At 74.4% G+C, this 23,467-nt stretch carries 22 protein-coding genes, 1 pseudogene and 1 riboswitch; of the genes and pseudogenes, 14 read left to right on the forward strand and 9 right to left on the reverse strand.

From position 1 onward, the window contains the following. Positions 1-11 precede the first annotated feature (11 nt). Positions 12-1,205, reverse strand: a complete 1,194-nt coding sequence (locus ACQPZO_RS15060; RefSeq protein ID WP_433341515.1) for a lycopene cyclase family protein — start codon at positions 1,203-1,205, stop codon at positions 12-14. A 75-nt stretch (positions 1,206-1,280) separates the two neighbouring features. Continuing rightward, on the reverse strand, positions 1,281-2,174 hold the full coding sequence (locus tag ACQPZO_RS15065; protein WP_433341517.1) for an aldo/keto reductase: 894 nt from the start codon (positions 2,172-2,174) through the stop codon (positions 1,281-1,283). An 87-nt stretch (positions 2,175-2,261) separates the two neighbouring features. Here ACQPZO_RS15065 and ACQPZO_RS15070 point away from each other — a divergent pair, with 87 nt between their 5' ends. Further along, complete coding sequence (locus tag ACQPZO_RS15070) at positions 2,262-3,089, forward strand: class I SAM-dependent methyltransferase (RefSeq protein WP_433341519.1); 828 nt, start codon at positions 2,262-2,264, stop codon at positions 3,087-3,089. 16 nt (positions 3,090-3,105) lie between these two features. Here ACQPZO_RS15070 and ACQPZO_RS15075 read toward each other — a convergent pair whose 3' ends face one another. Beyond that, positions 3,106-3,639 (reverse strand): GNAT family N-acetyltransferase, encoded by a 534-nt coding sequence (locus ACQPZO_RS15075; RefSeq protein WP_433341521.1) that lies wholly within the window; start codon positions 3,637-3,639, stop codon positions 3,106-3,108. A gap of 129 nt (positions 3,640-3,768) precedes the next feature. On the opposite strand from ACQPZO_RS15075, the gene ACQPZO_RS15080 reads away from it, so the two are divergent. Next, positions 3,769-4,278, forward strand: a complete 510-nt coding sequence (locus ACQPZO_RS15080) for a DinB family protein (RefSeq protein ID WP_433341523.1) — start codon at positions 3,769-3,771, stop codon at positions 4,276-4,278. A gap of 93 nt (positions 4,279-4,371) precedes the next feature. On the opposite strand, the gene ACQPZO_RS15085 is transcribed toward ACQPZO_RS15080, so the two are convergent. Together ACQPZO_RS15085 and ACQPZO_RS15090 are read right to left on the reverse strand one after the other, a co-directional pair. Next, on the reverse strand, positions 4,372-5,298 hold the full coding sequence (locus ACQPZO_RS15085) for a TauD/TfdA family dioxygenase (RefSeq protein ID WP_433351008.1): 927 nt from the start codon (positions 5,296-5,298) through the stop codon (positions 4,372-4,374). Between the two features lie 201 nt (positions 5,299-5,499). Beyond that, a complete protein-coding gene (locus tag ACQPZO_RS15090; RefSeq protein WP_433341524.1) occupies positions 5,500-5,937 on the reverse strand; it encodes a DUF6069 family protein in 438 nt (145 codons plus the stop codon). A gap of 205 nt (positions 5,938-6,142) precedes the next feature. On the opposite strand from ACQPZO_RS15090, the gene ACQPZO_RS15095 reads away from it, so the two are divergent. The 7 genes from ACQPZO_RS15095 to ACQPZO_RS15125 all read left to right on the forward strand — a co-directional run bounded on the left by ACQPZO_RS15095 (position 6,143) and on the right by ACQPZO_RS15125 (position 12,254). Beyond that, positions 6,143-7,237, forward strand: coding sequence for a sensor histidine kinase (locus ACQPZO_RS15095; RefSeq protein WP_433341526.1), 1,095 nt, complete (start codon positions 6,143-6,145; stop codon positions 7,235-7,237). Continuing rightward, positions 7,234-7,899: a response regulator gene (locus ACQPZO_RS15100; protein ID WP_433341528.1), complete on the forward strand. Its 666-nt coding sequence runs from the start codon at positions 7,234-7,236 to the stop codon at positions 7,897-7,899. The genes ACQPZO_RS15095 and ACQPZO_RS15100 overlap by 4 nt, the downstream gene beginning before the upstream one ends. Positions 7,900-8,093: 194 nt before the next feature. Further along, a complete protein-coding gene (locus tag ACQPZO_RS15105) occupies positions 8,094-8,576 on the forward strand; it encodes a hypothetical protein (RefSeq protein ID WP_433341529.1) in 483 nt (160 codons plus the stop codon). Positions 8,577-8,663: 87 nt separating this feature from the next. After that, a complete protein-coding gene (locus tag ACQPZO_RS15110; RefSeq protein ID WP_433341531.1) occupies positions 8,664-9,299 on the forward strand; it encodes a class F sortase in 636 nt (211 codons plus the stop codon). A gap of 75 nt (positions 9,300-9,374) precedes the next feature. Continuing rightward, entirely contained in the window at positions 9,375-10,484 is a 1,110-nt protein-coding gene (locus tag ACQPZO_RS15115) for a magnesium and cobalt transport protein CorA (RefSeq protein WP_433341533.1), read from the forward strand. 524 nt (positions 10,485-11,008) lie between these two features. Continuing rightward, complete coding sequence (locus ACQPZO_RS15120; protein WP_433341535.1) at positions 11,009-11,674, forward strand: C39 family peptidase; 666 nt, start codon at positions 11,009-11,011, stop codon at positions 11,672-11,674. Positions 11,675-11,834: 160 nt separating this feature from the next. After that, positions 11,835-12,254, forward strand: a complete 420-nt coding sequence (locus ACQPZO_RS15125) for a YchJ family protein (RefSeq protein WP_433341536.1) — start codon at positions 11,835-11,837, stop codon at positions 12,252-12,254. Between the two features lie 442 nt (positions 12,255-12,696). Here ACQPZO_RS15125 and ACQPZO_RS15130 read toward each other — a convergent pair. The 3 genes and pseudogenes from ACQPZO_RS15130 to ACQPZO_RS15140 form a co-directional block, all read right to left on the reverse strand. After that, positions 12,697-13,461 (reverse strand): annotated as a pseudogene (locus ACQPZO_RS15130) (mechanosensitive ion channel family protein); the annotation flags it as partial. A 96-nt stretch (positions 13,462-13,557) separates the two neighbouring features. Continuing rightward, positions 13,558-14,376 (reverse strand): hypothetical protein, encoded by an 819-nt coding sequence (locus ACQPZO_RS15135; protein WP_433341538.1) that lies wholly within the window; start codon positions 14,374-14,376, stop codon positions 13,558-13,560. 35 nt (positions 14,377-14,411) lie between these two features. Beyond that, complete coding sequence (locus tag ACQPZO_RS15140) at positions 14,412-16,097, reverse strand: serine/threonine-protein kinase (RefSeq protein WP_433341540.1); 1,686 nt, start codon at positions 16,095-16,097, stop codon at positions 14,412-14,414. 324 nt (positions 16,098-16,421) lie between these two features. Between ACQPZO_RS15140 and ACQPZO_RS15145 the strand changes: the two genes are divergently transcribed. Continuing rightward, positions 16,422-17,555, forward strand: a complete 1,134-nt coding sequence (locus ACQPZO_RS15145) for a peptidoglycan recognition protein family protein (RefSeq protein ID WP_433341542.1) — start codon at positions 16,422-16,424, stop codon at positions 17,553-17,555. 69 nt (positions 17,556-17,624) lie between these two features. On the opposite strand, the gene ACQPZO_RS15150 is transcribed toward ACQPZO_RS15145, so the two are convergent. Continuing rightward, positions 17,625-19,664, reverse strand: a complete 2,040-nt coding sequence (locus ACQPZO_RS15150) for a HelD family protein (RefSeq protein ID WP_433341543.1) — start codon at positions 19,662-19,664, stop codon at positions 17,625-17,627. Between the two features lie 91 nt (positions 19,665-19,755). Here ACQPZO_RS15150 and ACQPZO_RS15155 point away from each other — a divergent pair, with 91 nt between their 5' ends. The 4 genes from ACQPZO_RS15155 to ACQPZO_RS15170 all read left to right on the forward strand — a co-directional run bounded on the left by ACQPZO_RS15155 (position 19,756) and on the right by ACQPZO_RS15170 (position 23,462). After that, a complete protein-coding gene (locus ACQPZO_RS15155; protein ID WP_433341545.1) occupies positions 19,756-20,433 on the forward strand; it encodes a TetR/AcrR family transcriptional regulator in 678 nt (225 codons plus the stop codon). A gap of 114 nt (positions 20,434-20,547) precedes the next feature. Continuing rightward, positions 20,548-20,659, forward strand: a riboswitch (SAM riboswitch). Positions 20,660-20,938: 279 nt separating this feature from the next. After that, entirely contained in the window at positions 20,939-21,829 is an 891-nt protein-coding gene (locus tag ACQPZO_RS15160; protein ID WP_433341547.1) for an ABC transporter substrate-binding protein, read from the forward strand. An 80-nt stretch (positions 21,830-21,909) separates the two neighbouring features. Next, on the forward strand, positions 21,910-22,716 hold the full coding sequence (locus tag ACQPZO_RS15165) for an amino acid ABC transporter permease (RefSeq protein WP_433341549.1): 807 nt from the start codon (positions 21,910-21,912) through the stop codon (positions 22,714-22,716). Continuing rightward, positions 22,713-23,462 carry an amino acid ABC transporter ATP-binding protein gene (locus ACQPZO_RS15170; RefSeq protein WP_433341551.1) on the forward strand — a complete coding sequence of 250 codons (750 nt, stop codon included), beginning with the start codon at positions 22,713-22,715 and terminating at the stop codon, positions 23,460-23,462. The genes ACQPZO_RS15165 and ACQPZO_RS15170 overlap by 4 nt, the downstream gene beginning before the upstream one ends. Positions 23,463-23,467 lie beyond the last annotated feature (5 nt).

Below are 23,467 nucleotides of genomic sequence, written 5' to 3' on the forward strand. Positions count from 1 at the left end.
CCCGAGACGGGTCAGCCGGCGGGGCGGCGCAGCCGGCCACGAAGCCGCCCGGCGGCGTCGCCGACGACGGCGGAGGTCATCGCCAGCAGTGGGCTCGACCGCATCACCGCCAGGTCCTCCCCCGGCGAGGTGTCGCCGTCGAGGAAACGCAGCACCCGCTCGGCGGGGTTGCGGTCGAACAGCCGGTCGAAGAACTCCGGGCCGCCGACCCGGCCGGTGTCCAGGGCCCGCAGCGCGACCGCGTCCATCCACAGGTGCCGCCGGGGGTACGCGGGCGCGGGCACCGGCGGCCGGCCGGCGGCCAGCGCGCGGGCCACCTGGTCGGCCTGGCGCATCATGGCGGAGAAGGTGAACCCGGTGGAGGGGCGGGTGGCGCCGCCGGCCGTGCCGAGGCGGACCACCCGGGGTGAGGGGCGACGCGGGAACGGGGCGTCGGTCATCGGGATCACCCCGTCCTCCACCTCCCGCACCGTCAGCGCGGCCGGGTCCAGGCCGAGCCGCCCGAGGTAGCCGCGCAGCGCCCGGTCGTACCCGTCGTCGGTGAGCCGGTCCGGGGAGAACTCGGTGTACTCGACCAACGCGTACCGGTCGCTGACCGGCAGCACGTAGCCGAAGGAGACGCCCCGCCCGGGCTGCGGGGTGCGGAAGTCCATCAGCACCGCCCGGGCGGGGTCGAACAGCGGCCCGCCGGACTCCACCCACCAGCCACGGAAGTGCTGCAACCAGGACGTGCGGCCGGGCCGGGCCGGCCGGCGGGGGCGGGAGTCGAGTACCCAGGACGCCCGGACCAGCGGGACCCCGTCGGCGCCCCGGACCAGCACCCCGGTGCCGTCGTCGTCCAGGCCGGTCACCGCCGCGTCGATCCGCCTCGCCCCGAGGTGCCGCTCGGCCTCGGCGGCCCGGGCGTAGACCGGGGCGGAACGCAGCATGGCGTACCGCAGCGGGGTGAGGTCGAGCACCCGGCGGCGGGCCGGGGTGGTCACCTCGACCTGGTCCCAGCTCGCGCTGAGCAGCGGGTCCAGGTCCGCGCCGGGGCGGCCCCAGAACGCCCAGGTGCGGTCCTGGCCGCGCTTGCGCACCGGGTCGACGACCGCGACCCGCAGCCCCCGCAGGCCGTGCCGGGCCAGGGCGGCCAGCACGAGGGACCCGGCCCCGCCGCCGCCGACCAGGGCGAGGTCGACGGCGACCGGCGCGGAATCGTTCACCCCGACACGCTGTCACACCGCCCGGCCGGGTGCGGCACCGACGGGCGACCACCGGTCACGGGACGGCCGGGGGCGTCACTCGCCGCGCTGGTGCACGGCCTCCAGCCGGGCCAGGTCCTCGGCGGTGAGCCGCAGCGCCCCGGCGGCGACGTTGGCGACCAGGTGCTCGGGGTTGCCGGTGCCGGGGATGGCCAGCATGTTCGGGCTGCGGTGCAGCGCCCAGGCGATCCGCAGCTGGGCGGTGGACACCCCGTGGGCGGCGGCGACCTTGCGGACCTCGGGGTCCTCGTCGCCGCTCGCGCCGGCCTCCCGGCCCGTGGTGGCGATGGAGAAGAACGGCACGTACGCCACGTCCTGCGCGGCGCAGTCGCGGACGAATTGGTCGTGGCGGGGCCGGAAGCCGAGGCCGTACGCGTTCTGCACGCAGACCACGGGGGCGACGGCCTGCGCCTGGGGCAGGTGGTGCGGGCGGACGTTGGAGATGCCGAGGTGCCGGATCAGGCCGGCGTCGCGCAGCTCGGCGAGCGCGCCGAAGTGCTCGGCGACCGACTCGAGGCCGGCCTGGCGCAGGTTGACCAGGTCGAGGTGGTCGCGGCCGAGCTGACGCAGGTTCTCCTCGACCTGGCCGCGCAGCTCGTCGGGCCGGGCCAGCGGCAGCCACTGCCCGGACGGGTCCTTGCCCGGCCCGACCTTGGTGGCGATGACCAGGTCGTCGGGGTACGGCGCGAGGGCCGCGTTGATCAGCTCGTTCGCGGAGCGCAGCGGCGAGAAGTAGAAGGCGGCGGTGTCGATGTGGTTGACGCCCAGCTCGACGGCCCGGCGCAGCACCGCTATCGCCCGGTCCCGGTCGCTGGGCCGGCCGTCGGCGGTGCTGGTGAGCCGCATCGCGCCGAAGCCGATCCGGTTGACGGTGCGGTCGCCCAGCGTCCAGGTGCCCGCGACGTCCGCAGTGATGGTCCCCGTGTCCATGATCATGATTGTGGCACGGGCCGGAGGCCGCCACCGCCCCGTGAATTCCCGTTGAACCCGGAGCGGCAGGTGTGGGACGGTCGCGCCGTGACGGACTATCGCAGCGTCAACCGGGCCAGCTGGGACGAGCGGGCGCCCGCCCACGCCAAGTCGCCGGACTACGCCCTGGACCGGTTCCTCGCCGACCCCGGGCACCTGAGTGAGGTGGTCCGCTTCGACCAGCCGCGCCTGGGCGACCTCACCGGCCTGCGCGGGGTGCACCTGCAGTGCCACATCGGCACCGACACCGTGTCGCTGCACCGCCTGGGTGCCCGGATGACCGGGCTGGACTTCTCCCCCGCAGCCCTGGCCGAGGCCCGCCGCCTCGCCGCGGGCACCGGCGCGGCGGTCGACTTCGTCGAGGCCGACGTGTACGACGCGGCGGCGGCGCTGGAGCCGGGCGGCTTCGACCTGGTCTACACGGGCGTCGGGGCGTTGTGCTGGCTGCCGGATATCCGCCGCTGGGCGTCGGTGGTCGCCGCGCTGCTGCGCCCCGGCGGGCGGCTGTTCCTGCGTGAGGGCCACCCGATGCTGTTCACGGTCGACGACGCCCGCGCCGACGGGCAGCTCACCGTCGAGTTCCCGTACTTCGAGCGGACGGAGCCGACGGTGTTCCAGACCCCGGGGACGTACGTGACGACCGAGGAGACGTTCACGCACAACGTGACCCACGAGTGGAACCACGGGCTCGGCGAGGTCGTCACCGCCCTGCTGGACGCGGGGTTCGAGCTGACCATGCTCGCCGAGCACGACAGCGCCCCGTGGGACGCCCTGCCGGGGCGAACGGAACGCGCCGGCCCCGGCGAGTGGCGGCTCGCCGACCGGCCCTGGCGGCTGCCGCAGACGTACACGCTCCAGGCCCGTCTGCGCGGCTGACCCGGCCTGCCAGGGGTCAGGAGTCTGCGCGCCGGCGGTACAGCACGCTGCGGCGCAGCGGGCCCGACTCAACCTCGGGGTCGTCGAAGTCCTCACGCGGGTCTGTGGTCATGCCGAGCCGCCGCATCACCGCCTGGGAACGCACGTTGCCGACGGCGGTGATCGCGACGATCTCGGGCAGCCCGAGGTCGTCGAAGCCGTGGCGCAGGGCGGCGTGGGCGGCCTCGGTGGCGTAGCCGTGGCCCCAGGCGGGGCGGGCCAGCCGCCAGCCGACCTCCACGCCGGTGAGCGGCATCCCCTCGTCGACGTCGTCGAGACCGACGAAGCCGACGAACTCGTCGGTGTCGCGGACCTCGACGGCCCAGAAGCCGTAGCCCTTGGCGTCGAGGTCGGCCTGGAAGCGGCGGGCGGACGCGGCGGACTCCTCGGCGGTCAGCGGCGGGCCGAGGAACTCGCGCACCTGCGGGTCGGCGTTCATCGCCGCCCACGGCGCCAGGTCGCTGTCCCGCCAGCCCCGCAGCACCAGCCGTTCGGTCCGGATTTCGATCATCGGCCCACCGTACCGCCGGGGTCGAGGGGTTTTCGTCGCCCCGACGGCGTGGGACCAGCGCCGCGCCGCCGGCCGGTCACCCGGGGGACGCCGCCCGGGCTGGCCGGCCGGTGGCCCATACTCCCGGTCATGAGCCTGCTGCTGCCGGAGCCGGGGCCGTCGTCGGACGTGCCCGCCTTCTTCCTCACCTACCTGGACTTCTACCGGGAGGCCGTGGCCGACCGGGTTGCCGGGCTGACCGACGCGCAGGCCCGGTCGGCGCGGGTGCCGTCGGGCTGGACGCCGGTCGAGCTGATCCGGCACCTGACGTTCATGGAGCGCCGTTGGCTGGTGTGGGGGTTCCTCGGCGAGCCGGTGCCCGACCCGTGGGGCGACCGGGTGGACGGGCGCTGGCACGTCGGCCCCGACGAGACGGTGGCCGACGTGGTGGCCGCGTTGCACCGCGGCGGTGCGCGGACCAGGAGCATCGTCGGGGGCGCCGCGCTGCACGCGCCGGCCGCCCTGGGTGGGCGGTTCACCGACCCGGCCGCCCGGCCGACGCTGGCCGCGATCCTGTTCCACGTGTTGCAGGAGTACGCGCGGCACGCCGGGCACCTCGACGTCGTCCGCGAGCTGATCGACGGCCGCACGGGCGAGTGACCGCCTGCTGGAGGTCGCCGTTGAGCTGGTCGGAGTTGGACGCACCGGCGCGCCGGTGCGCCGTCCCGCTGCCCGCCGGGTGAGCCGGGCGGGTCAGCGTCGGCCCGCGTCCAGCCAGAGCCGGATCAGGTCGCGGCGCCGCTCCGGCTCGGGATGATCCTCGTACGCGGTGCGCGCGTGCACCACGACGCCGTTGTCGAGGAACTGCATGTCCCCGGCCCGCAGGTCCATGCCGAGTGAGAACCGAGGGTCGGCGTGCAGCCGGTCCAGGGTGTCCATCGCCTCCTGCTGCGCCGGGGTCAGCGGCGGCACGTGCGCGCCCCGCTGGGCCGAGCGGATGTAGTCCGGCCCGTAGTGGGCGGCGAGGCGGTCGCCGTCGCGGGCGTACACCGGCCGCTGGGCGAAGCTGTCCGGCCCGTCGCCGGTGCGCCGGTCGTACCACCACGGCTGGTAGAGCAGCCGGGCCAGGTCGGGGCGGGTCCGCACGACCTCGTTGTGCACCGCCACCGAGCTGACGACCGTGCTGAGCCCGCCGCTGCGGGCCGGCCGGACGCAGAGCAGGGCGACGACGTCGGCCGGGTCGGCGTGGTACCCGATGCCACGACGGTGCTCGTAGCTGCGGGTGGTCGGCCGGTCGGGGTCGGCCCCCCGGTCGCGGACGTGCCGCAGGATCGCGCCGTCGGGCCCCTGCGGGACGAGCCGGCCGACGTGGGCGGCGACGCCGAGGGCGAGCAGTTCGCACCCGCGTTCGGTCAGCCCGGCGACGGGCAGACCCCGCACCATCCCGACGCCGCAGCCGCCGGTCACCTCGGCGGCCAGCCGGGCCAGCTCCGGGCCGAGGGCCGGCAGCGGGAAGTCTGCCTGGGACAACCCGTCGAGGGGTACGCCGGCGGCCTCCACGGCGGCGACGGCGGCCCGCAGCTCGGCGCGCTGGGCGTCGTCGACCGTGAGCCGCCACCACCCGCCGGCGGCGAGCTGGTCGGCCCGCCAGTCGGCCGGCCCCCGCACCTGGTCGACCATCGCCACGGCGCCTCCCCCGGATCGGGCCCGGCCGTCCCGGCCGGGCGTCACCTCCAGTCTGGACCGGCGTGGTGTGTGGGCGCGGCACGCTCTGCCAGGGGCATAACGCCGGCCGGCTCAGGGCCGGGCACCCGCCCACTGCCCGGCCGGACAACGCTGGGCCGGGCAGTGGGCGGGGCCGGGCAGTGGGCACCGGTCCGGTCAGGGGCGCCGGGTGCCGCCTCGGCCGAGCACCGGGATCAGGACGACCCCGGCCGCTAGGTGCAGGGCCAGCAGCGTCGCCGTCGCGGCCGTTCCGACGCCCTCGGTCACCGGCCCGGCCAGCGAGACCAGCAGGACCGCGACCGCGACCGCCGTCCACAGTCCACGTGCCCGCCGGGTCCGGCGCTCCAGCAGGGCGAGCAGCGCCCAGCCGGCGAGGCCGGCCAGCAGCGTGGCGGCGGCCACGGCCCCCGGACCCACCGGCTGCGGCCCGGTGGGCGACCGGACCTCGACGTCGATGCCGGCCGGTCCCGTGGCGGCGTACCAGACGGCGTGGGTGGCCGCCGTCGCGGCGAGGACGGCCAGGGCCCGGGTCCGGCGCCGGGCCGCCGCGCAGGACGGGGTGGGGGCCGGCCGGCCGGTCGTGTCGGTGATCATCGCGATGCGCCTCCCGTGGGTGGGCCGGGTGTCGGCGTGCGCGCCGCCCGGTGGTTCTGCGTTCTCCGGCACGGTAGGCGGGGCCGCATCCCACGCGGATCGGCTGCGGGAACGGTTCGGCGCTCCGTCTCCGGACTCAGGTGGCGGCCGGATCTCCGTCTCGCGGCCGATGAGCCCGGCGTCGGGCCCACCTACCATTCCGGGCATGTGCCGCTGGTCCCGTCCCACCGTCCTCCTGCTGGTCGACGCCGGTCTCGCCCTCGTCGTCCTCGCCGTGGCGCTGCCCGTCGCCGCCGTCACGCAGTCCGGCGGGGGCCTCGCGGCGGCGTGCGGGCTGGCCGCCGCGCAGGCCAGCTGCCTGCTGTGGATCCGCCGGTGGCCCGTGGCGGCGCTGACGGTGGCGACGGTCGCGGGCGTCGGCCTGGAGGTCCTCTGCCCGCAGCTCGGCTGGCTGGGCCTGGTGGCCGCGCCGCTGGCCTACCTGGCGCGGCTGCGTCCACCACGGGTGTCCCTGGCGGCGCTGGGGCTGCTGGCCGCCGGCACGCCCTGGAAGCTGATCGACGGCGGCGGGCGGGACCTGCTGCTGGCGCTGGCCGGACTCGTGGCGGCCTGGGCGTTGGGCGAGGTGCAGCGCGGCCATGCCGAACGCCGCGACGCGCTGCGCCGGCAGGTCGCCGTGGCCGAGCGCGCGCGGATATCCCGCGAGCTGCACGACGTGGTGGCGCATCATGTGGCGGTCATCGCCGTTCAGGCCGCCGCCGCCGAGGACGTGCTGGAGCTGCGACCGGACCAGGCTCGCGCCGCGCTCGGGTCGATCCAGGAAGCCGCCCGCTGCGCGCTGACCGAGCTGCGCGCGATGCTCCAGACGCTCAGCGCGTACGACGACGGGGCCGAACCGAACCGACCACAGCCCGGCCTGGCCCAGCTCGACACCCTCGTCGAGGCGGTCCGGGCGGCCGGGGTGCAGGTCACCGTCGACCGTGCCGGCGTCGGCGGCGCCCTGCCCGACGGGGTGGAGCTGTCGGCGTACCGGATCGTGCAGGAGTCGCTGACCAACGTCCTGCGGCACGGCCGGGCCCACCGGGTCGACGTCACCGTCCGCCACGACGACGGCGAACTGCGGGTGGAGGTCGTCGACGACGGCCCGGGTCCGCACCGCCGGTCGACCACCGGGTTGGGCCGCGGCATCGTCGGCATGCGCGAGCGGGCGCGGCTGCTGGGCGGCACGGTGGAGGCCGGTCCGCTGCCGGCGGGCGGATTCCGGGTCCGGGCCCGGCTCCCGGTGCGGGAGGCCCGGTGACGATCCGGGTGCTCATCGCCGACGACCAGGACCTGATCCGCGCCGGCCTTGCCATGATCATTGAGGCGCGGCCGGACCTGACCGTGGTGGGCGAGGCCGCCGACGGTGTGGAGGCGGTCGCCCTGGCGGAGCGGACCCGCCCCGACGTGGTGCTGATGGATGTGCGGATGCCGCGCCGCGACGGCATCGAGGCCACCCGGGACCTGGTGGCGCGGGGAAACCCCGCCCGGGTCGTCATGCTCACCACCTTCGACCTGGACGAGCCGGTGTTCGCGGCGCTGCGCGCCGGCGCCAGCGCATTCCTGCTCAAGGACACCCGGCCCGCCGACCTCGCCGAGGCGGTACGGGTCGTGGCGCGCGGCGACGCCCTGCTGGCCCCGACGGTGACGCGCCGACTGCTCGACCGGTTCGTCGACCGGCTTCCCGCCGACCCGCGGGCACCCCGACGCCTGGCCGCGCTGACCGCGCGGGAGACGGAGGTGCTCGTGCTGGCCGCGCAGGCGCTGTCCAACGCCGAGATCGCCGCCCGACTGCACGTCAGCACCGCCACGGTGAAGACCCACATGTCCGCCGTGCTCACCAAGCTGGGCCTGCGGGACCGCGTCCAGGCCGTGGTCTTCGCCTACGAGACCGGCCTGGTACGACCCGGACCGCCGGGCTGACGAACGCCAGCACCGCCGTTTCCGCAGCTCTCATGCCGCCCCGGGTGGACACGTGACGGCAACGAAGAATTCTCGTTTTCACCGGATCGGGTGCCCAACCCTCCTAGTGTTGGGCACACCGGTGCTAGTCACGGAGTTGGCCACCCGAACGACGTCCCACGCAGTCAGCGGACGAAAAGTGAGGGAAGACGCGTATGAAGACACAGTCAGTTCTCGGATCGGCGGCGCTCGGCGTGGGTATCGGCACGCTCCTGCTCCCGGCCGCCGCGCTCGCGGACACTACGGTGTCACCGGCCACCACCCCCGTCGGCGGGACCGTGGTGCTCACCTCGACCTGCAACCCGAAGTCGGGCGACGCGCTCTTCCGCGTCACCGGCCCCGACCGCGACCAGAACGTCCGGTCCACCACCGCCGCCGCCGGCGGCGGGCTCAGCGCCGAACTGTTCACCGCCGGGTTCACCCTCGGCACGTACACGGTCACGGCGACCTGCGGCGACGGGACCTCCTCAGGCAGCGCCACATTCACCGTCACCCCCATCGGCGGGGCCCCGGCCGGCACCGGCACCGACGCGGACAACCGCGGCCTGCTGGCCACCGGCGGCACCCTCGTCGGGGCCGCGGCCACCGGCGCACTGCTCCTGGTACGCCGCCGACGCCACGCGGCCAACCACGCCTGACGACGTACGTCACCACCATCCTGAGACGGGTGCCCGCGCCGGCCCACGCCGGCGCGGGCACCCGCCGCGCACGCCAAGGAGACGCACATGCCCACCGGCGACCGGGTCCCACGGACCGCCGTGGCGCTGATCGCGTTGGCCGGCGCCGCCGGAGGCGGACTACTCGCCCTCGGGGCAACCCGCACACACCCACCACCACCCCGGGCCGCCCCGGGCACCGGAAACGACCCGGCGTGGGGCAGCGGCACCGTACCCGGGACACCACTGCCCCACGCCGCGCCCGTCCGGATCACCATCTTGGCGATCGACGTACGCGCCGACCTGGTGCCGGTCGGCGCCAGCACCGCCGGCGAACTGGAGGTCCCACCGTCGGACCGGCCCACCGTCGCCGGCTGGTACCGCCTCGGGGTCAGCCCCGGCGAGGCCGGCAACGCCGTCGTCGTCGGGCACGTCGACTCCCGGGAGACCGGCCCCGCGGTCTTCTTCGCCCTCGGCCGGCTCCGGCCAGGCGACCGCATCCAGGTCACCCGCTCCGACGCGCGGACCGCCACGTTCACCGTGGACGGCGTCGGATCGTACCCGAAGGCCCGGTTCCCCACCGACCTCGTCTACGGTGCGGGCACCGTGCCCCGGCTGCGCCTGATCACCTGCGGCGGCCAGTTCGACGCACCCACCCGCTCCTACCTGGACAACGTCGTCGTCTTCGCCACCCTGCTCCCCTGACCGCCGCCCCCGCGCCACCGCCGGCCGGAAGATCGCCTACGGTTGCCGTCAGTCCCGGTGCGGCGGAGGTGAACGGTGGACCAGCAACCCGTGCAGACCCGATGGCTCGGGCGGCTGCCCGCCCTGTTGCGCCGCCCATGGAGCCGGCCGATCACGGAGGCCACACCCGTCGGCGCACGGTCCAATCCGGACGCCGTGGTCGACTGCGCCGTCTACGTCGACGGACGACGCCAACCCGGACGCCCGCACTACGCCGAGGCGTACGCGCAGCGCCGCCACGGCCGGCGGCCGTTCGTCTGGCTGGGCCTGCACGACCCGACGCCGGCGGTGATGGCCGCGGTCGGGTCGACCTTTGGCCTCGACGAGTACAGCGTCGCACAGGCCCTCGCCGACGGGCACCGGCCGACCCTGCAACGGCACGGCGACGTGACGCTGCTGGTGCTGCGCACCGCCGGCTACGTCGCGCACACCGAACTGACCGACACCTCCGAGGTGATCGACACCGGCGACGTGATGGTGTTCCTCGGCGACCGGTACGTCATCACCGTCCGACACGGCGCGGCCGGAGCGCTCGCCACCGTGCGCGAGGACATCCAGCGCCGCCCGGCGCTGCTCGCCGAGGGCCCCTGGGCGGTGGCGTACGCCGTCTGCGCCCGAATGGTCGAGCTGTACCTGGAGGTCGCCGGTCACGTCGAGACGGACCTGGAACGGCTCGAGGAGACGGTCTTCGCCCGTGACCGGTCCGCCGACATCCAGCAGATCTACCAGCTCAAGCGGGAAATCGTCGAGTTCAAGCGGGCGGTGCTGCCGTTGCAGGCGCCGCTGCGGGCGCTGCTCGGGCAGCAGCCCGACGGCCCGCCCCCGGCCCTGCGCCGCTGGTTCGCCGACGTGGACAGCGACCTGGCCCGGGCCGTCGACCGGGTCAGCGCGTACGACGACCTCCTCAACTCGATCCTCCAGTCCCGGCTGGCGCAGCTGGCCGTCGAGCAGAACAACGACATGCGCAAAATCGCCGCGTGGGCGGCGATCGCCGCCACCCAGACCGCCGTCGCCGGGATCTACGGCATGAACTTCACCAACATGCCCGAACTGCAATGGCGCTACGGCTACGCGGGAGCGCTGCTGGTGATGGCAACCGCCGCACTGACCCTGCATCGACTCTTCCGCCGCTCCGGCTGGCTCTGACCCCACACCCCGCAGCCCAGGCCCCCGACACAATCGCCATCACCTAACGCCCGAGCCGACCCGTTTGGTCGAGATGTTTGGGTCGGTATCAGCCGCTTTGCACCACCCGTAGCGATCTCACCCCTTTGATCAAGAGGTTTGTATCGGGTTTGCCACCCCGTTGACGTGACCCTCTTGATCGACGGGCGATGGGGTGGGGTGGTGGTTGGGCTTGGGGGTGGTGGGTGGTTTGGGGTGGGGTGTCCGGTGGTCGGGGTCACTGTGGTGGTGGAATCGGTGGGGGGTCGGGGGCGTTGTACATGGTTCACCCGGGCGAGACCGGCCCGGCGCAGTTTCCCGGGACCGGGGCCGTGTGGAATGCGGGGCCGGCCGGGATGGTTACACCCTCCGGACAACCCGAGCAGGTCAGTTCCCCTCCCCCGGGCCGCCGTGGTTGTCCCTCCGATCTGATTCCCCCTTTTCGCGGTGCACGTCGCCCTCGGGCGGTGTTGCCGCGTGTCCCCCGACCAGAGGAGCACGCCATCATGCGTACCGATCTGATCCGTAGGACCGCTCTGACCGCTGGTGTTCTCGCCGCCACCGCTGGTGGGATCGCCGCTCCCGCCGTCGCCGCCCACGCCGCCCCCGCCGCCGAGAAGGCTTCTGTCGCGTCGGTGCAGGCCGACCGTAAGCCGGCCGGTGAGCGGCAGCTCGAGGTGCGGTACGAGGCGCAGCCGAACTTCTACTTCTGCGGCCCCGCCGCCGCCCGTAACGCCCTGTCCGTGCAGGGCAAGAACATCAACGTCGACGCCATGGCCGAGAAGATGGGCACCACCGAGGACGGCACCGACTCGATCAACGACATCACGCCTGTCCTGAACAAGGAGACCGGTAAGGGCGACGCGTACCGCAGCGTCGAGATCAGGACCGGTAAGGCTGATGATGGGCAGACCGACAAGCTGCGTGCCGATGTCGTCCGTACGGTGGACAGCGGCCGGGCTGTGGTGGCCAACATCGCCGGCACGGCCACGGACACCGACGGGGTGGTGCACTCCTTCGAGGGTGGCCACTACATCAGCGTCGTAGGGTACCGCGACGACGGCCGGACGGTGAAGATCGCCGACTCGGCCAACCCCGCCCAGGCCAGCTACGACATCTCTGTCGACAACCTGGCCGACTGGATCGCCACCCGCGGCTACGCCACCTCCTGACCGACCAGCACAAACGACGACAAGGGCCGGCCCCGTGGTGGGGTCGGCCCTTGTCGTCGTGTCCACCGGCCAGGCCCCGTCGGACGCGGTGGCCGGGGTGCCCGGGACAGAGCAAGGAGCCCCCGCCCGTGCGTCCCGACCACTGCGGCAGGATGGGGACGTGGCGAAGAGACCCGCCCGTGGCGGCGCACCCCGGAACACGAACGGACCCTGCCCGTGCGGAAACAGCCAGCCCTACCCGGAGTGCTGCGGACGGCTACACCGGGGCGAGACGGACCCGGCCACCGCCGAGGCGCTCATGCGGTCCCGGTTCAGCGCGTTCGCCATCGGCGACGCCGCCTACCTGCTGCGCAGCTGGCACTCCTCGACCCGACCCGAGCGGCTACGCCTCGACCCCGGGCAGCGGTGGACCCGGTTGGAGATCCTCGGAACCGAGCAGGGTGGCCTGTTCGACAGCGCCGGCACGGTCGCGTTCCGGGCCCACCACCGCGAGGGCGGACGACCCGGAACGCTCACCGAGCACAGCCGCTTCACCCGCGAGGACGGCCGCTGGGTCTACCTCGACGCGCTGCCCGACTGACCGCCCCTGAGCCCGCCCCCGCCACAACCCGGCGTCGGCAAAAGCCACGTCGCCAGATGGATTCGACCAGACGCGGGGTGGACCGGATCCGCCGGCCCGTCCACCCCGCGTCTCGGCGTCAGCGAGCGGGGGTCTCCCTGTCCGGCCGGGGAATGACCACCGTGGCGTCGCCCGGCAACCGGTCGTGGTCGCCGTCGCGCTGCGGGTACGGAGGGGTCAGCTCCGGCCCGGTGTACGGGGCCACCGGCTGGGTGGCCTCGACAGGGTCGCCGGCCAACCGGGGCACCACCTGAGTCCGGTCAGGATCGTCGCCGGACGGAACCACCTGCGTCCGGTCAGGGTCGTAGGCGGACTCCCGCGCCACCACCTGCGTCCGGTCCGCGTCGTCGAACTCCCTCGGCACCACCTGCGTCCGGTCGGCGTCGTCGGCTGCCGGGACGACCGACTCGGCCCGCTCGGCGTCCCTGGCAACCGGTCCCGTCGCCGCCAGCCGGGCCGCCACGTCCCGCCGCCCCGCCTGGTACGCCCGCGCATGCGTCGCGATCAGCTGCGACTCCCGCTCCGCCCGGCTCAGCCACGACTCCCACCGGCTCTGCATCGGCCGGACCAGCCCGCCACCCACGCCGACGACGAGGATGCCGCCGATCGTCGCCAGCACCGCGACCAACACCGGCGTGGTCACCGCCGTCGCCACGCCGATCTGGTTGAGCGCCGCGATGACGCCCAGCCCGAGGATGAACACCGACGCGATCGTCGCCAGCACCCGCCCGTACGACAGGCCGCCCAGCGCGCTGCTGATGATGTCCTTCACCGCGTGTGCGATCGCCGCCGCGACCACCACGATCACGATCGCCACGAACGCCCGGGGCAGCCACGCGATCACCCCGGCGATCAGGTCCGAGATCGGGTTCGGACCCCAGATGCCGAAGGCGAGCTGCAACGTCACCAGCAGCACCCCGTAGTAGGCGAGCTTCGCCACGATGTCGCTCGCGTCGTACCTGGACCGGGCCAGCGCGGCCTTGACCCCGCCGCGTTCGACCGCTCGGTCGAAGCCGACCCGTTCCAGCACCTTGTCCACGACCTTCAGCACGGCCTTCGCGACCAGCCAACCAGCCACCAGGATCGCCACAAAACCGAGGGCCTTGGGCAGGAACAGCAGCACCGCGCGCAGGGCATCCCCCACCGCGTCACCGAAGTTGTCTCTCATCGAAGGGTCCTTCACACCAGGGGTCGCAACAGATCCGCCCGCTCTACCCCGACCGCCCCGCGCGCAAACGCCGCCGCACCCCGACGAGGACCGCCGTCAGCGCCGTCGGCAGACGTAACGGACCTCGGTGCCGGCCTGCACCGGCGACGGCTCGACGATGTTGACCGTCGCCGTCTCCCGCGTCGCGCCCACCCCGCTGAAGGACCATCTCAGGGGCAGCGTCACCGTCCGCTGCCCCCGCCCCACCCGCTCGCCGACCAGCGCCCCCGGTGCCGACCCGGAGCGCAGCCACTGGTAGCGGATCGTGCCGGCATTGCCGTTGGTCCGCACCGTCGCGACCACCTCCACCGTCACGTCACACCGGTCGCCGGTGGGCTCGGTCACCGCCACGGTGACCCCTTCGACCGCCAACGGGCTCAGCCGCTGCCAGATGAACAGCCCGACCGCCACCACTAACACCACGGTGACCAGGGTGGACAGCACCGAGACGACCCGCCGCCACGGCGACCGGGGCCGCCGGGCCGGGCCCGGCTGCCGCCAGGCGGGGGCAGCCGGCGCGACGCTCGGCACCCCCGGCCCGAACCGCACCTCGCCCGCCGACCCGCCGACGGTCGGCCCGGCCGCCGTGGCCGGTGCGGTCCCACCGCCCGCGATCGTGGGATCGGCGAAGCCCCCGGTGGTACGCGCAGAGCCGCCCCCGCCCCACACCTGCCCGGGCGGCCACGCCCCGCCCCCGGCAACCGTGCCCCCCGCAGGGACCGTGCCGCCCAGCCCGACCGTCCGGCCGAGGTCCACCGTCCGGCCCAGGTCGGCGGTCGGCTCCCCCGGGCCCGGCGTCGTCCTCGAGCCGGACGGCGTCCCGGGGAGCGCGCCACCGAGGGGCAGCGCCGTCGTCGGCTCGTTCGGATCGCTCATCGCCAGCCTCCCGGCATCGTCGTCGGCCGCCCCGGTCAGCCCGGCGTGCAGTACGACTGCAGGCTCACGTACGCCGGCCCACCCGCCCCGGCCGAGTTGCCAGCGGCGTCCACCGCGGTGACCTGCACCGAGATACGCACGCCGTCGGCGGGGCGGTCGAACGGGCCGAGGGTGCCCTCGAACACGTCCTTACCGACCGACGACATGACCACCGTGCCCGACTGCGCGCCCGACGTGTAGCGGAACGACACCCGCAGCCCGTCGTCGGCCGACCGGTCGTCGGTGACCTTCACCGTGACCGGGGTCGACGTCGCCCCGTACGGGCAGCCCCTCGGATCCAGGGTGGTCCACCGGGTGCTCGGCGCCCCGACCGTGGGGGCGGTGACGTCCCGCGCGGGCGGGGTGCTGCCGGCCGACACGGTAGGCGTCGGCGTCGCCGTCCGGGTGGGCCGGACCGTCGGCGCCGGGGGCCGGGTCGTCGGGGCGGCGGTCGTCGGCCTGCCGGTGGTCGGGGCGACGGCCGAGGGCGACGGCGTGGCCACCGGCGGGGTCGGCGTGACCGGCGGCGGCGTGGCGGATTCGGACACCGGGTCGACCGGTGCCGGCGCGGCGACCGGGGCGGCGTCGCCCGCAACGGGCACCACGTCGGGTTCATCGCTTGAGGCGTACCGGTAGCCGACGCCACCGACCAGCACGGCCGCGACCAGGGCGCCGCCGATCAGGGCCGGGCGAGCCCGCCCGGTGCGCATCCGTCGACCGGTGCGGATCTCCCGACCCATGCCCGTGCTGCCGTCCGGCACGAGGACCGTACTGGCCAGGCTGGTGCTGCCGCCCGAGGAGTCGGAGAACGGGAAGAACGCGGCCAGCAGGGCGGCCCGCCGGGCCAGCTCGCGGACCCCGCGCTCCTCCCAGTCCGGCCCGTACCCCTCGGTGGCGATCTGCTCCAGGATGCCGAGGAAGACGTGCGCCGGTTGGGGACGCTCGGCGGGCAGCTTGGCCATCCCCCAGCGCAGCAGCTCGTGCACCGGCGGCGGGGCCGGGTCGGTGGGGACCGGCGCGTACGCGTGCTGCTCGTGCAGGGCCAGCAGGCTACGGCCGTCGTACGGGGGGTGACCGGTCAGGCACTCGAAGAAGGTGGCCGTGGCGGCGTAGATGTCGCAGGCCGGGGAGGCCGCCGCGCCCGTCCACTGCTCCGGAGCCATGTAACGGGGCGTGCCGGTCACCGTGGTGGCCGACTCCCGTCCCACCGGCATGGCGATGCCGAAGTCCGCGAGCTTGCTCTCCCCCTCGGCGGTGACCAGCACGTTCTCGGGCTTGTAGTCACGGTGCACCACGCCCCGCGCGTGCGCGGCTGCGAGCCCGGCGAGGGATCCCTTGAGGACGAGGAGCGCGGCCTCCGGCCCGGTGGGCCCGTTGGCGCGCAGCATCTGCCGCAGCGAGACCCCGTTGACCAGCTCCATCACGATGGCCGCGCCCGTGGGCGACTCGACGTACTCGTAGAGCCGGGAGACGTGCTGATCGTCGATCTCGGCCAGCAGCCGGGCCTCGGCTCGGAAGGGGTCGCGGAAGGCCGGGTCCGTGCCGAGGACGCCGACGAGGTACTTCACGGCGACCGGGGTGCCGGACGCGTCGTGGGTGGCGAGCACCACCCGCCCGGACGCGCCCGAGCCCAGCTCGCGCACCTCGGTGTAGCCGGACACCCGCCAGCTGTTCCCACTCATTGGACGGTCTCCACGGCTCTTCCGGATTGACGCCCGGCACACAGGGACGCCGCTCATTGTGGCGGGCGCTGTCCAGTCCGCCATCGGCGCAACGGTTGCATCCTCTGCACCGGATGTCGGCGTCTCGCCCGTTGCCCGTCGGCTTGACTGTGGACGGTGGCACTCCCCCTAAGGCATCCTAGGATGCTAGGTGAACGGGGAGGGCGGCGCCTCCCCGCCGGTCACCTCTGGTGTTGCGCGTCGGTTGGAAATATCCTCCACCTCACGCGTTGCCCGTGAAGCTCCTTTTCACCCCCGGCCGTCGTCAGCCACAGAGGAGATGCCATGCACTTCGACCACCCCGAGCTGGACCGCCGCACCCTGTTGCGGGCCGGGCTCGGCGCGGCGGCCGTCGCCGTCGTCGGCACGGAACTCGCGTTCCCCGCCGCCGCGCAGGCCGCGTCCGGATCGGACGTCGACTGGATCATCAGCTGCGACGAGTGGGGCGCCCGACCGCCGGCCGGTTCCCTGCCGCTCAGCGCCATCGCCACCAACAAGATCATCGTGCACCACATGGCGTTCCCGAACGTCACCGACTACTCGCGGGACCAGGCCGTGAAGCTGGCCCGGGACTGCCAGAACCTGCACATGGACGGCAACGGCTGGTCCGACACCGGCCAGCACTTCACCGTCAGCCGGGGCGGGCACGTGCTGGAGGGCCGGCGCGGCAGCCTCGAGCGGCTGGCCGCCGGCGACCGGCAGGTGATCTCGGCGCACTGTCCCGGGGAGAACGGCCGGGCCATCGGCATCGAGAACGAGGGCACGTACGTCACCGAGACGCCGCCGCAGGAGCTGCTGGACTCGCTGGTCCAGCTCTGCGCCACGGTCGGCCGCCGGTACGGCCTGCACGCCCACGACATCTTCGGGCACTGGGACTTCCGCACCACCGCGTGCCCGGGAGCCGCGTTCTACCGGCAGTTCCCGGAACTGCGCCGACGGGTCTTCCGCGAGCTGGGCACCGACATCGCCGACGTGCCGGCCCGCCGCTGGCCGGACCTGTGGCGGTTCGTCAACTCCCCGACCGTGCGGGTGGCGCAGTACCTGCTCACCCATCGCGGCTACGTCGTGCCGGTGAACAGCACGTTCGATGCCGCGACCGTCGCCGCCGTGCAGGACTGGCAGGCCCGCAACGGCATCCCGGTCGACATCGACGCCACCCTCACGGGGCCGACCTGGGAGACCCTCGCACCCGAGCTGGACAAGAACGCCACCGGCGCCCCGGTCAGCGCCGTGCAGTTCATCCTGAACTCCAAGGGCTACGCAGACGTCACGGTGACCGGCGAGTTCGACCACGCCACCAAGAAGGCCGTCCAGGACCTCCAGCGGCTGCACGGCCTGCACCCCAACGGCAAGGTCAGCACGAGCACCTGGTGCGCGCTCGTCGGCGGCGTGGTCCGCCAGTCGTTCCAGGCGGGCTGACCGGCCCACGCCGCGGTGGGGCGGGTCCGCGTGGTCCCGCCCCACCACACCCGCCCGGCACGCCGGCCGTCAGCCGCGCAGCGCCGCCGGCAGGGGCCGGTGGTGGACGATGTCCAGTCGGGACACCGCCCTGGTCAGGGCCACGTAGAGCCGGTGCGGGCCGCGCGCCTCGGCGGCCACGATGTCCGCCGGCTCGACCAGCACCACGTGGTCGTACTCCAGGCCCTTGGCCAGGGTCACGGGCAGCAGGGTGACCCGGGCCGACGGATCCGCCTCGTCCACCCCGGCGGCCGGGACGCCGGCGGCGCGCAGCGGGCCGGCGAGCCGCGTGACGGCCGCGTCGACGCCGATGACCGCGACCGAGCCCGCGTACCCGAGCGCGTCCCGGACCGCGTCGAGGACGCCGGCGTCCAGGTCGTCGGCGTGCCGTACGCGCAGGTGGCCGTCGGCGCGGACGGACCGGGTCGGCGGCACGTCCACGCCGAGCGTCCCGAGCAGCCGGTTGGCCGGCGCCAGCACCGCGCCGGGCACCCGGAATCCCGCGGTCAGCGGCACGACCCGGGCCGTGGGCCGGCCCAGGTGGGTCAGCTGGTCCGGCCAGCTCCGCGCCGCCCACGGCGTCGTGCCCTGGGCCAGGTCGCCGAGCACGGTGAGGGAGCCGTGGACGCTGCGGCGGGCGAGGGCGCGGCACTGCATCGGCGAGAGATCCTGCGCCTCGTCGACGATGACGTGGCCGTATCCGGGGGGATGCTCGATCAGCCCGGCGACCTCGTCGAGCAGGACTAGGTCGGCCGCGGACCAGCGGGCGGTCCGGGCGCCGCGCGGGCGGGCCCAACGGACGGCCTCCTGCTCGTCGGCGGTGAGAATCCCGTCGGCTGACCCGGCGAGCGCGTCCGGGTCACCGAGCAGCTTCGCGAGCAGTTCGCCGGGGCGCACGGCGGGCCAGACCCGGTCGAGGAGGTCACGGACCGGGGCGCAGCGGCCCACCCGCCGCCCCCAGGCTGCGCCGGACAGCTCCACACGCCGCTCGGCCTGACGTTGCAGCAGGTCCACGACCCGGGATCGCAGCCGCTCGCGGCCGATTCCGTAGGGCGGGGACTCGCGCCGGATCCCGGCGACCAGCGCGGCGACGGCCCCGGCGGGCAGCCGCCAGCGGTAGGAGCCGTCGGGCACGGTGAGCGCCTCGGCGGGTACGCGGACGCGGCCGTACAGCGCCCGGTCGAGCACGACGGCCATCCGGGCGTCGTGCTTGACGACGGCCGCGGCATCGTCGTCGACGGCGGCGATCGGGTGCCGGGCCAGCAGGTCCTCCAGGGTCCGCTGGTCGACGTCGACCTCGCCGAGCGTGGGCAGCACGGCCGAGACGTACCGCAGGAAGGCCGGGTTCGGACCGATCACCAGCACCCCGGTGCGGCCGAGCTGCCGCCGGTGGGTGTAGAGCAGCCAGGCGGCGCGGTGCAGCCCCACGGCGGTCTTGCCGGTGCCGGGCGCGCCCTGGACGCAGACGGACGTGTCGAGGTCGGCGCGAACCAGCTCGTCCTGTTCGGGCTGGATGGTGGCGACGATGTCGCGCATCGGGCCGACCCGGGGACGCTCGATCTCCGCAGCCACGAGCCGGCTGCCGCCGCCGAGCTCCTCCCCCCGGTCGAGGCGCTCGTCCTCGAACCCGGTCAGCCGGGCCGGGGTCGGCGGCGTGGAGCTCCACCCGTACCGGCGGCGGACCGCGACGCCGAGATGGTCCCGGGCGGTGGCCCGGTAGAAGGTACGCGACACCGGCGCCCGCCAGTCGATGACGAGCGGGTGGCCGGCCTCGTCGGTGATGTGGCGGCGGCCGAGGTGGTAGCGCTGACCGACGTGCTCGCCCGCCTCGGCGGCGGCGCCGAACCGGAGGCGGCCGAAGTAGGGCGGCGCGTCCGGCTCCTCGGCGAGTTCCTTGGCGTGGGTCCGCAGCATCCGGCCGAGGGTCTCGGCGGTCCACCGGTCGCCGGCCACGTCCGCGCCGGTGGCCACCCGGTGGCGGGCGGTGTCGCGCATCCGGGCGAGCGCGGCGCGGGTCGCGGCCAGGTGCGCCTGCTCCCGCGCGAGTTCCCGGTCGACCCGGTCGTCCATGGCAACCTCCGATGAGAAACATTTACCAGGTAAATATTCTAACCTTAGTCATGAAATTGACCTGGTATCGGCCGCTGGTAGCCTGGGTGGCGTGACCGGAGAGCAGGGGCTGCGCGAACGCAAGCGGCAGCGCACCCACGACGCGATCTCGGCAGCGGCGATCTCGCTGTTCGTCGAACGAGGCTTCGACCAGGTGTCGGTCGCCGAGGTGGCCGCGGCCGCGGAGGTCTCCAAGCCGACGCTGTTCAAGTACTTCGCCACGAAGGAGGATCTGGTCCTGCACCGGATCGCCGACCACCGGGGCGAGTCGGCCCGGGTGGTGCGCGGCCGACGCCCGGGCGAGGCGCCGCTCGCCGCGCTGCGCCGGCACTTTCTCGACGGGCTGGACCGCCACGACCCGGTCACCGGGCTCAACGACGACCCCCGGGTGCTGGCGTACCACGGGATGGTCTTCTCGACCCCGGGCCTCGCCGCCCGGGTGGCCGGGCACGCCGCCGCCGAGGAGGCGGCGCTGGCCGACGCCCTCGACGACGCCGCCAACACGCGCCCCGACGAAGGGGGGCGGCCGGAGCCCAGGGCTCGGCCCGACGGGCTGACCGGCCGGCTCGCGGCGGCACAGATCGTCGCGGCGCAGCGGGTGCTGGCGCGGGACAACTGGCGTCGTCTCACCGAGGGGTGCACCGCCGCGCGGGCACACCCGGAGGCGGTCGCCGCCGCCGACCACGCCTTCACGCTGCTCGACGCCGGCCTGGCCCCGTACCGGGGCTGAACCTCGGCGGCGGTCGCCCGGCGAGGGCGTTGTGTCGGCCGGAGCCCCACCCGGGGTGAGCGTCGTCATAACGACTGGACGCCCGGCCCGGTGCCGTTGCTAGGCTCTCCACCAGGTCATGAGCGCCAGCGTCAAGCCCCGGCTCGCTGGCCGGCAACCCTCCTCCGCGGTGGGGTGCCCCGGGTGAAGACCAGGCACCGGAGTGTCACCGGTGCAAGCGTGGCCTGGTCCCCAGGTCAACACCGACCTTGGAGAACCATGTCTGCTCGTCCTTGCGCCCCGGCTGCCGCACGCTCGGCGTCGACCGCGTCACCTACCCGACAGCCCGCGCTGATCAGGCGCCGGCACGTGGACCTGATGCGGGTGTGCAGCGACGGCTGTCGCCGTCACGCGGCGCGCTGAGCGCCTCCCCCATTCCGTAGTAGCACCCTTCCGCGGCCGCCCATCGGCGTGCCGCGTCCGGCGGCGTGCCGTCCGCGCGCCGCCCTCATCCCAGGAGACACCTGTGCGATTCCTCCCCGCCCTGACCAGGTTCGCCGCGCTGGGCGTCGCGGCCGTCGTCGGCGCCGCCACCCTCACCGCCTGCGGCGACGACACCTCGGCCGCCGCCGACAACCCGTACGGCCTGGTCCAGCCCGGTGTGCTGCGGGCCGGCACCCTCACCGACGCGCCGCCGAACGTGTACCTGAAGGACGGAAAGTTCACCGGCTTCGACAACGACCTGCTCACCGCGGTCGCGGAGAAGATCGGCCTGCGGGTGGAGTTCGTCGGCACCGACTTCTCCGCGCTGCTGTCGCAGGTCAACAACCGCAAGTTCGACGTGGGCAGCTCCTCGATCACCATCACCGAGGCGCGGAAGAAGACCGTCGACTTCGGCAACGGCTACGACTTCGGCTACTTCGGACTGGACGTCCCGGCCGGATCCCCGATCACCGGCTTCGACCAGCTCGCCGGCAAGCGGGTGGTGGTCGTGCAGGGCACCGTGCAGGACGACTACGCCACCGGCCAGAAGCTGGACCCGGTGCGGGTGCCGGACTACAACGGAGCGCTCAACCAGCTCAGGGCCGGCACCGCCGACGCCTGGATCGCCCCGGCCGAGATCGGCGAGAAGTCCGCCACCGACAGCGGCGGGAAGATCACGGTGGCCGCGAAGCAGCTCAGCCCCACCCCGACCGCGTACGCCGTGGCCAAGGGCAACGACGCGCTCCGCGCGGCGCTGGACAAGGGCCTCGACGAGGTCATCGCCGACGGCACGTGGAGCCGGTTGCAGGAGCAGTACTACCCGGGCCGGCCGGTCCCGGCGGACTTCAGGCCGGGCAGCGGCTCGGCGCCGGTGCCGGGCGCGTCGGCGGCCCCGTCCGGGTCGGCCGCGCCGTCGGCGTCGGCGTCGTCCTGAGTACGCGGGCGTGACGGCACGGGCGACGACGAGCCGACGGTACGGATGACCAGCGAGCGGGGCGGACGGGAAGACGACTGATGGATCCACTGAGCACCCTGTGGGAGACCTTCTTCGACTGGGACTCCATGCGTGCGGCGCTGCCCGAGATGCTGACCGTCGGGCTGCCCAACACGCTGATCCTGGCGATCTCGGCCGCCCTGCTCGGCTCGCTGCTGGGCATGCTGCTGGCGGTCGCGGGCATCTCGCGTACCCGATGGTTGCGCTGGCCGGCGCGGGTGTACACGGACGTCTTCCGCGGCCTGCCGGCGGCGGCGACGATCCTGCTCATCGGCGTCGGCCTGGCGCCGCTGGGGATGCAGGTGTGGGGGCCGAACCCTTACCCGCTGGGCATCCTGGCGCTGTCGCTGATCGCGGCGGCGTACATCGGGGAGATCTTCCGGGCCGGCATCCAGAGCGTGGAGGCCGCCCAGCTGGAGGGGGCCCGGGCGCTGGGGTTCTCCTGGGGCGAGGCGATGCGGCTGGTGATCATCCCGCAGGGGGTCCGCCGGGTGCTGCCGGCCTGGGTGAACCAGCTCATCGCCCTGATCAAGGACTCCAGCCTGGTCTACTTCCTCGGCCTGGTGGCCAGCCAGCGGGAGCTGTTCCGGATCGGGCAGGACCACGCGGCGACCACCGGCAACGAGTCGGCGCTGCTGCTGGCGGGCCTGTTCTACCTGACGCTGACCGTGCCGCTGACCCACGCGGTGAACTGGATCGACCGGCGGCTGCGGCAGGGCCGGCCGGCCACGGCGGCCGAGGACGACGACGCGCTGGCGCTCGCCGGGCGGAACGCGCTGCCCGGCGACGCCGCCGCCCGCACGATCACGGGAAAGGACGAGCGATGAGCACCTCGACCGGCACGACGACCCCGGTGAGCCTGAACGTGCGGGACGTGCACCTCGCCTTCGGCGCCAACCGGGTGCTGCGGGGCGCGAGCCTGGACGTCGGCCGGGGTGGCACGGCCTGCGTCATCGGGCCGTCCGGGTCGGGAAAGTCCACCCTGCTGCGCACGATCAACCGGCTCATCGAGCCGGACCAGGGGGACGTGCTGCTGGACGGGCGCAGCGTGCTGGGCGACGACCCGGACGCGCTGCGCCAGCGGGTCGGGATGGTGTTCCAGCAGTTCAACCTCTTCCCGCACATGACGGTGCTGCGCAACATCACCCTGGCGCTGCGCCGGCTCAAGCGGCTCGGCGAGGACGAGGCCACGCAGGCGGCCCGCGCCCAGCTGGAGCGGGTCGGGCTGGCTGGCCGGGCCGACGCCCGGCCGGCGCAGCTGTCCGGGGGGCAGCAACAGCGGGTGGCGATCGCCCGGGCGCTGGCGTTGCAGCCGCAGGTGATGCTCTTCGACGAGGCGACCTCGGCCCTGGACCCGGAGCTGGTCAAGGGGGTGCTGGGCATCATGGCGGAGCTGTCTGCGGGCGGCATGACCATGGTGGTGGTGACCCACGAGATGGGCTTCGCCCGCGAGGTCGCCGACACCGTGGCGTTCATGGACGGCGGGGTGGTGCTGGAGGCCGGCGAGCCGGCGGCGGTCTTCGAGCGTCCCGAGCATCCCCGGCTGCGCCGCTTCCTGTCCCAGGTGCTCTGACCGGG

This window comes from Micromonospora sp. CA-111912, from assembly GCF_050948415.1.
Classification (GTDB): domain Bacteria; phylum Actinomycetota; class Actinomycetes; order Mycobacteriales; family Micromonosporaceae; genus Micromonospora.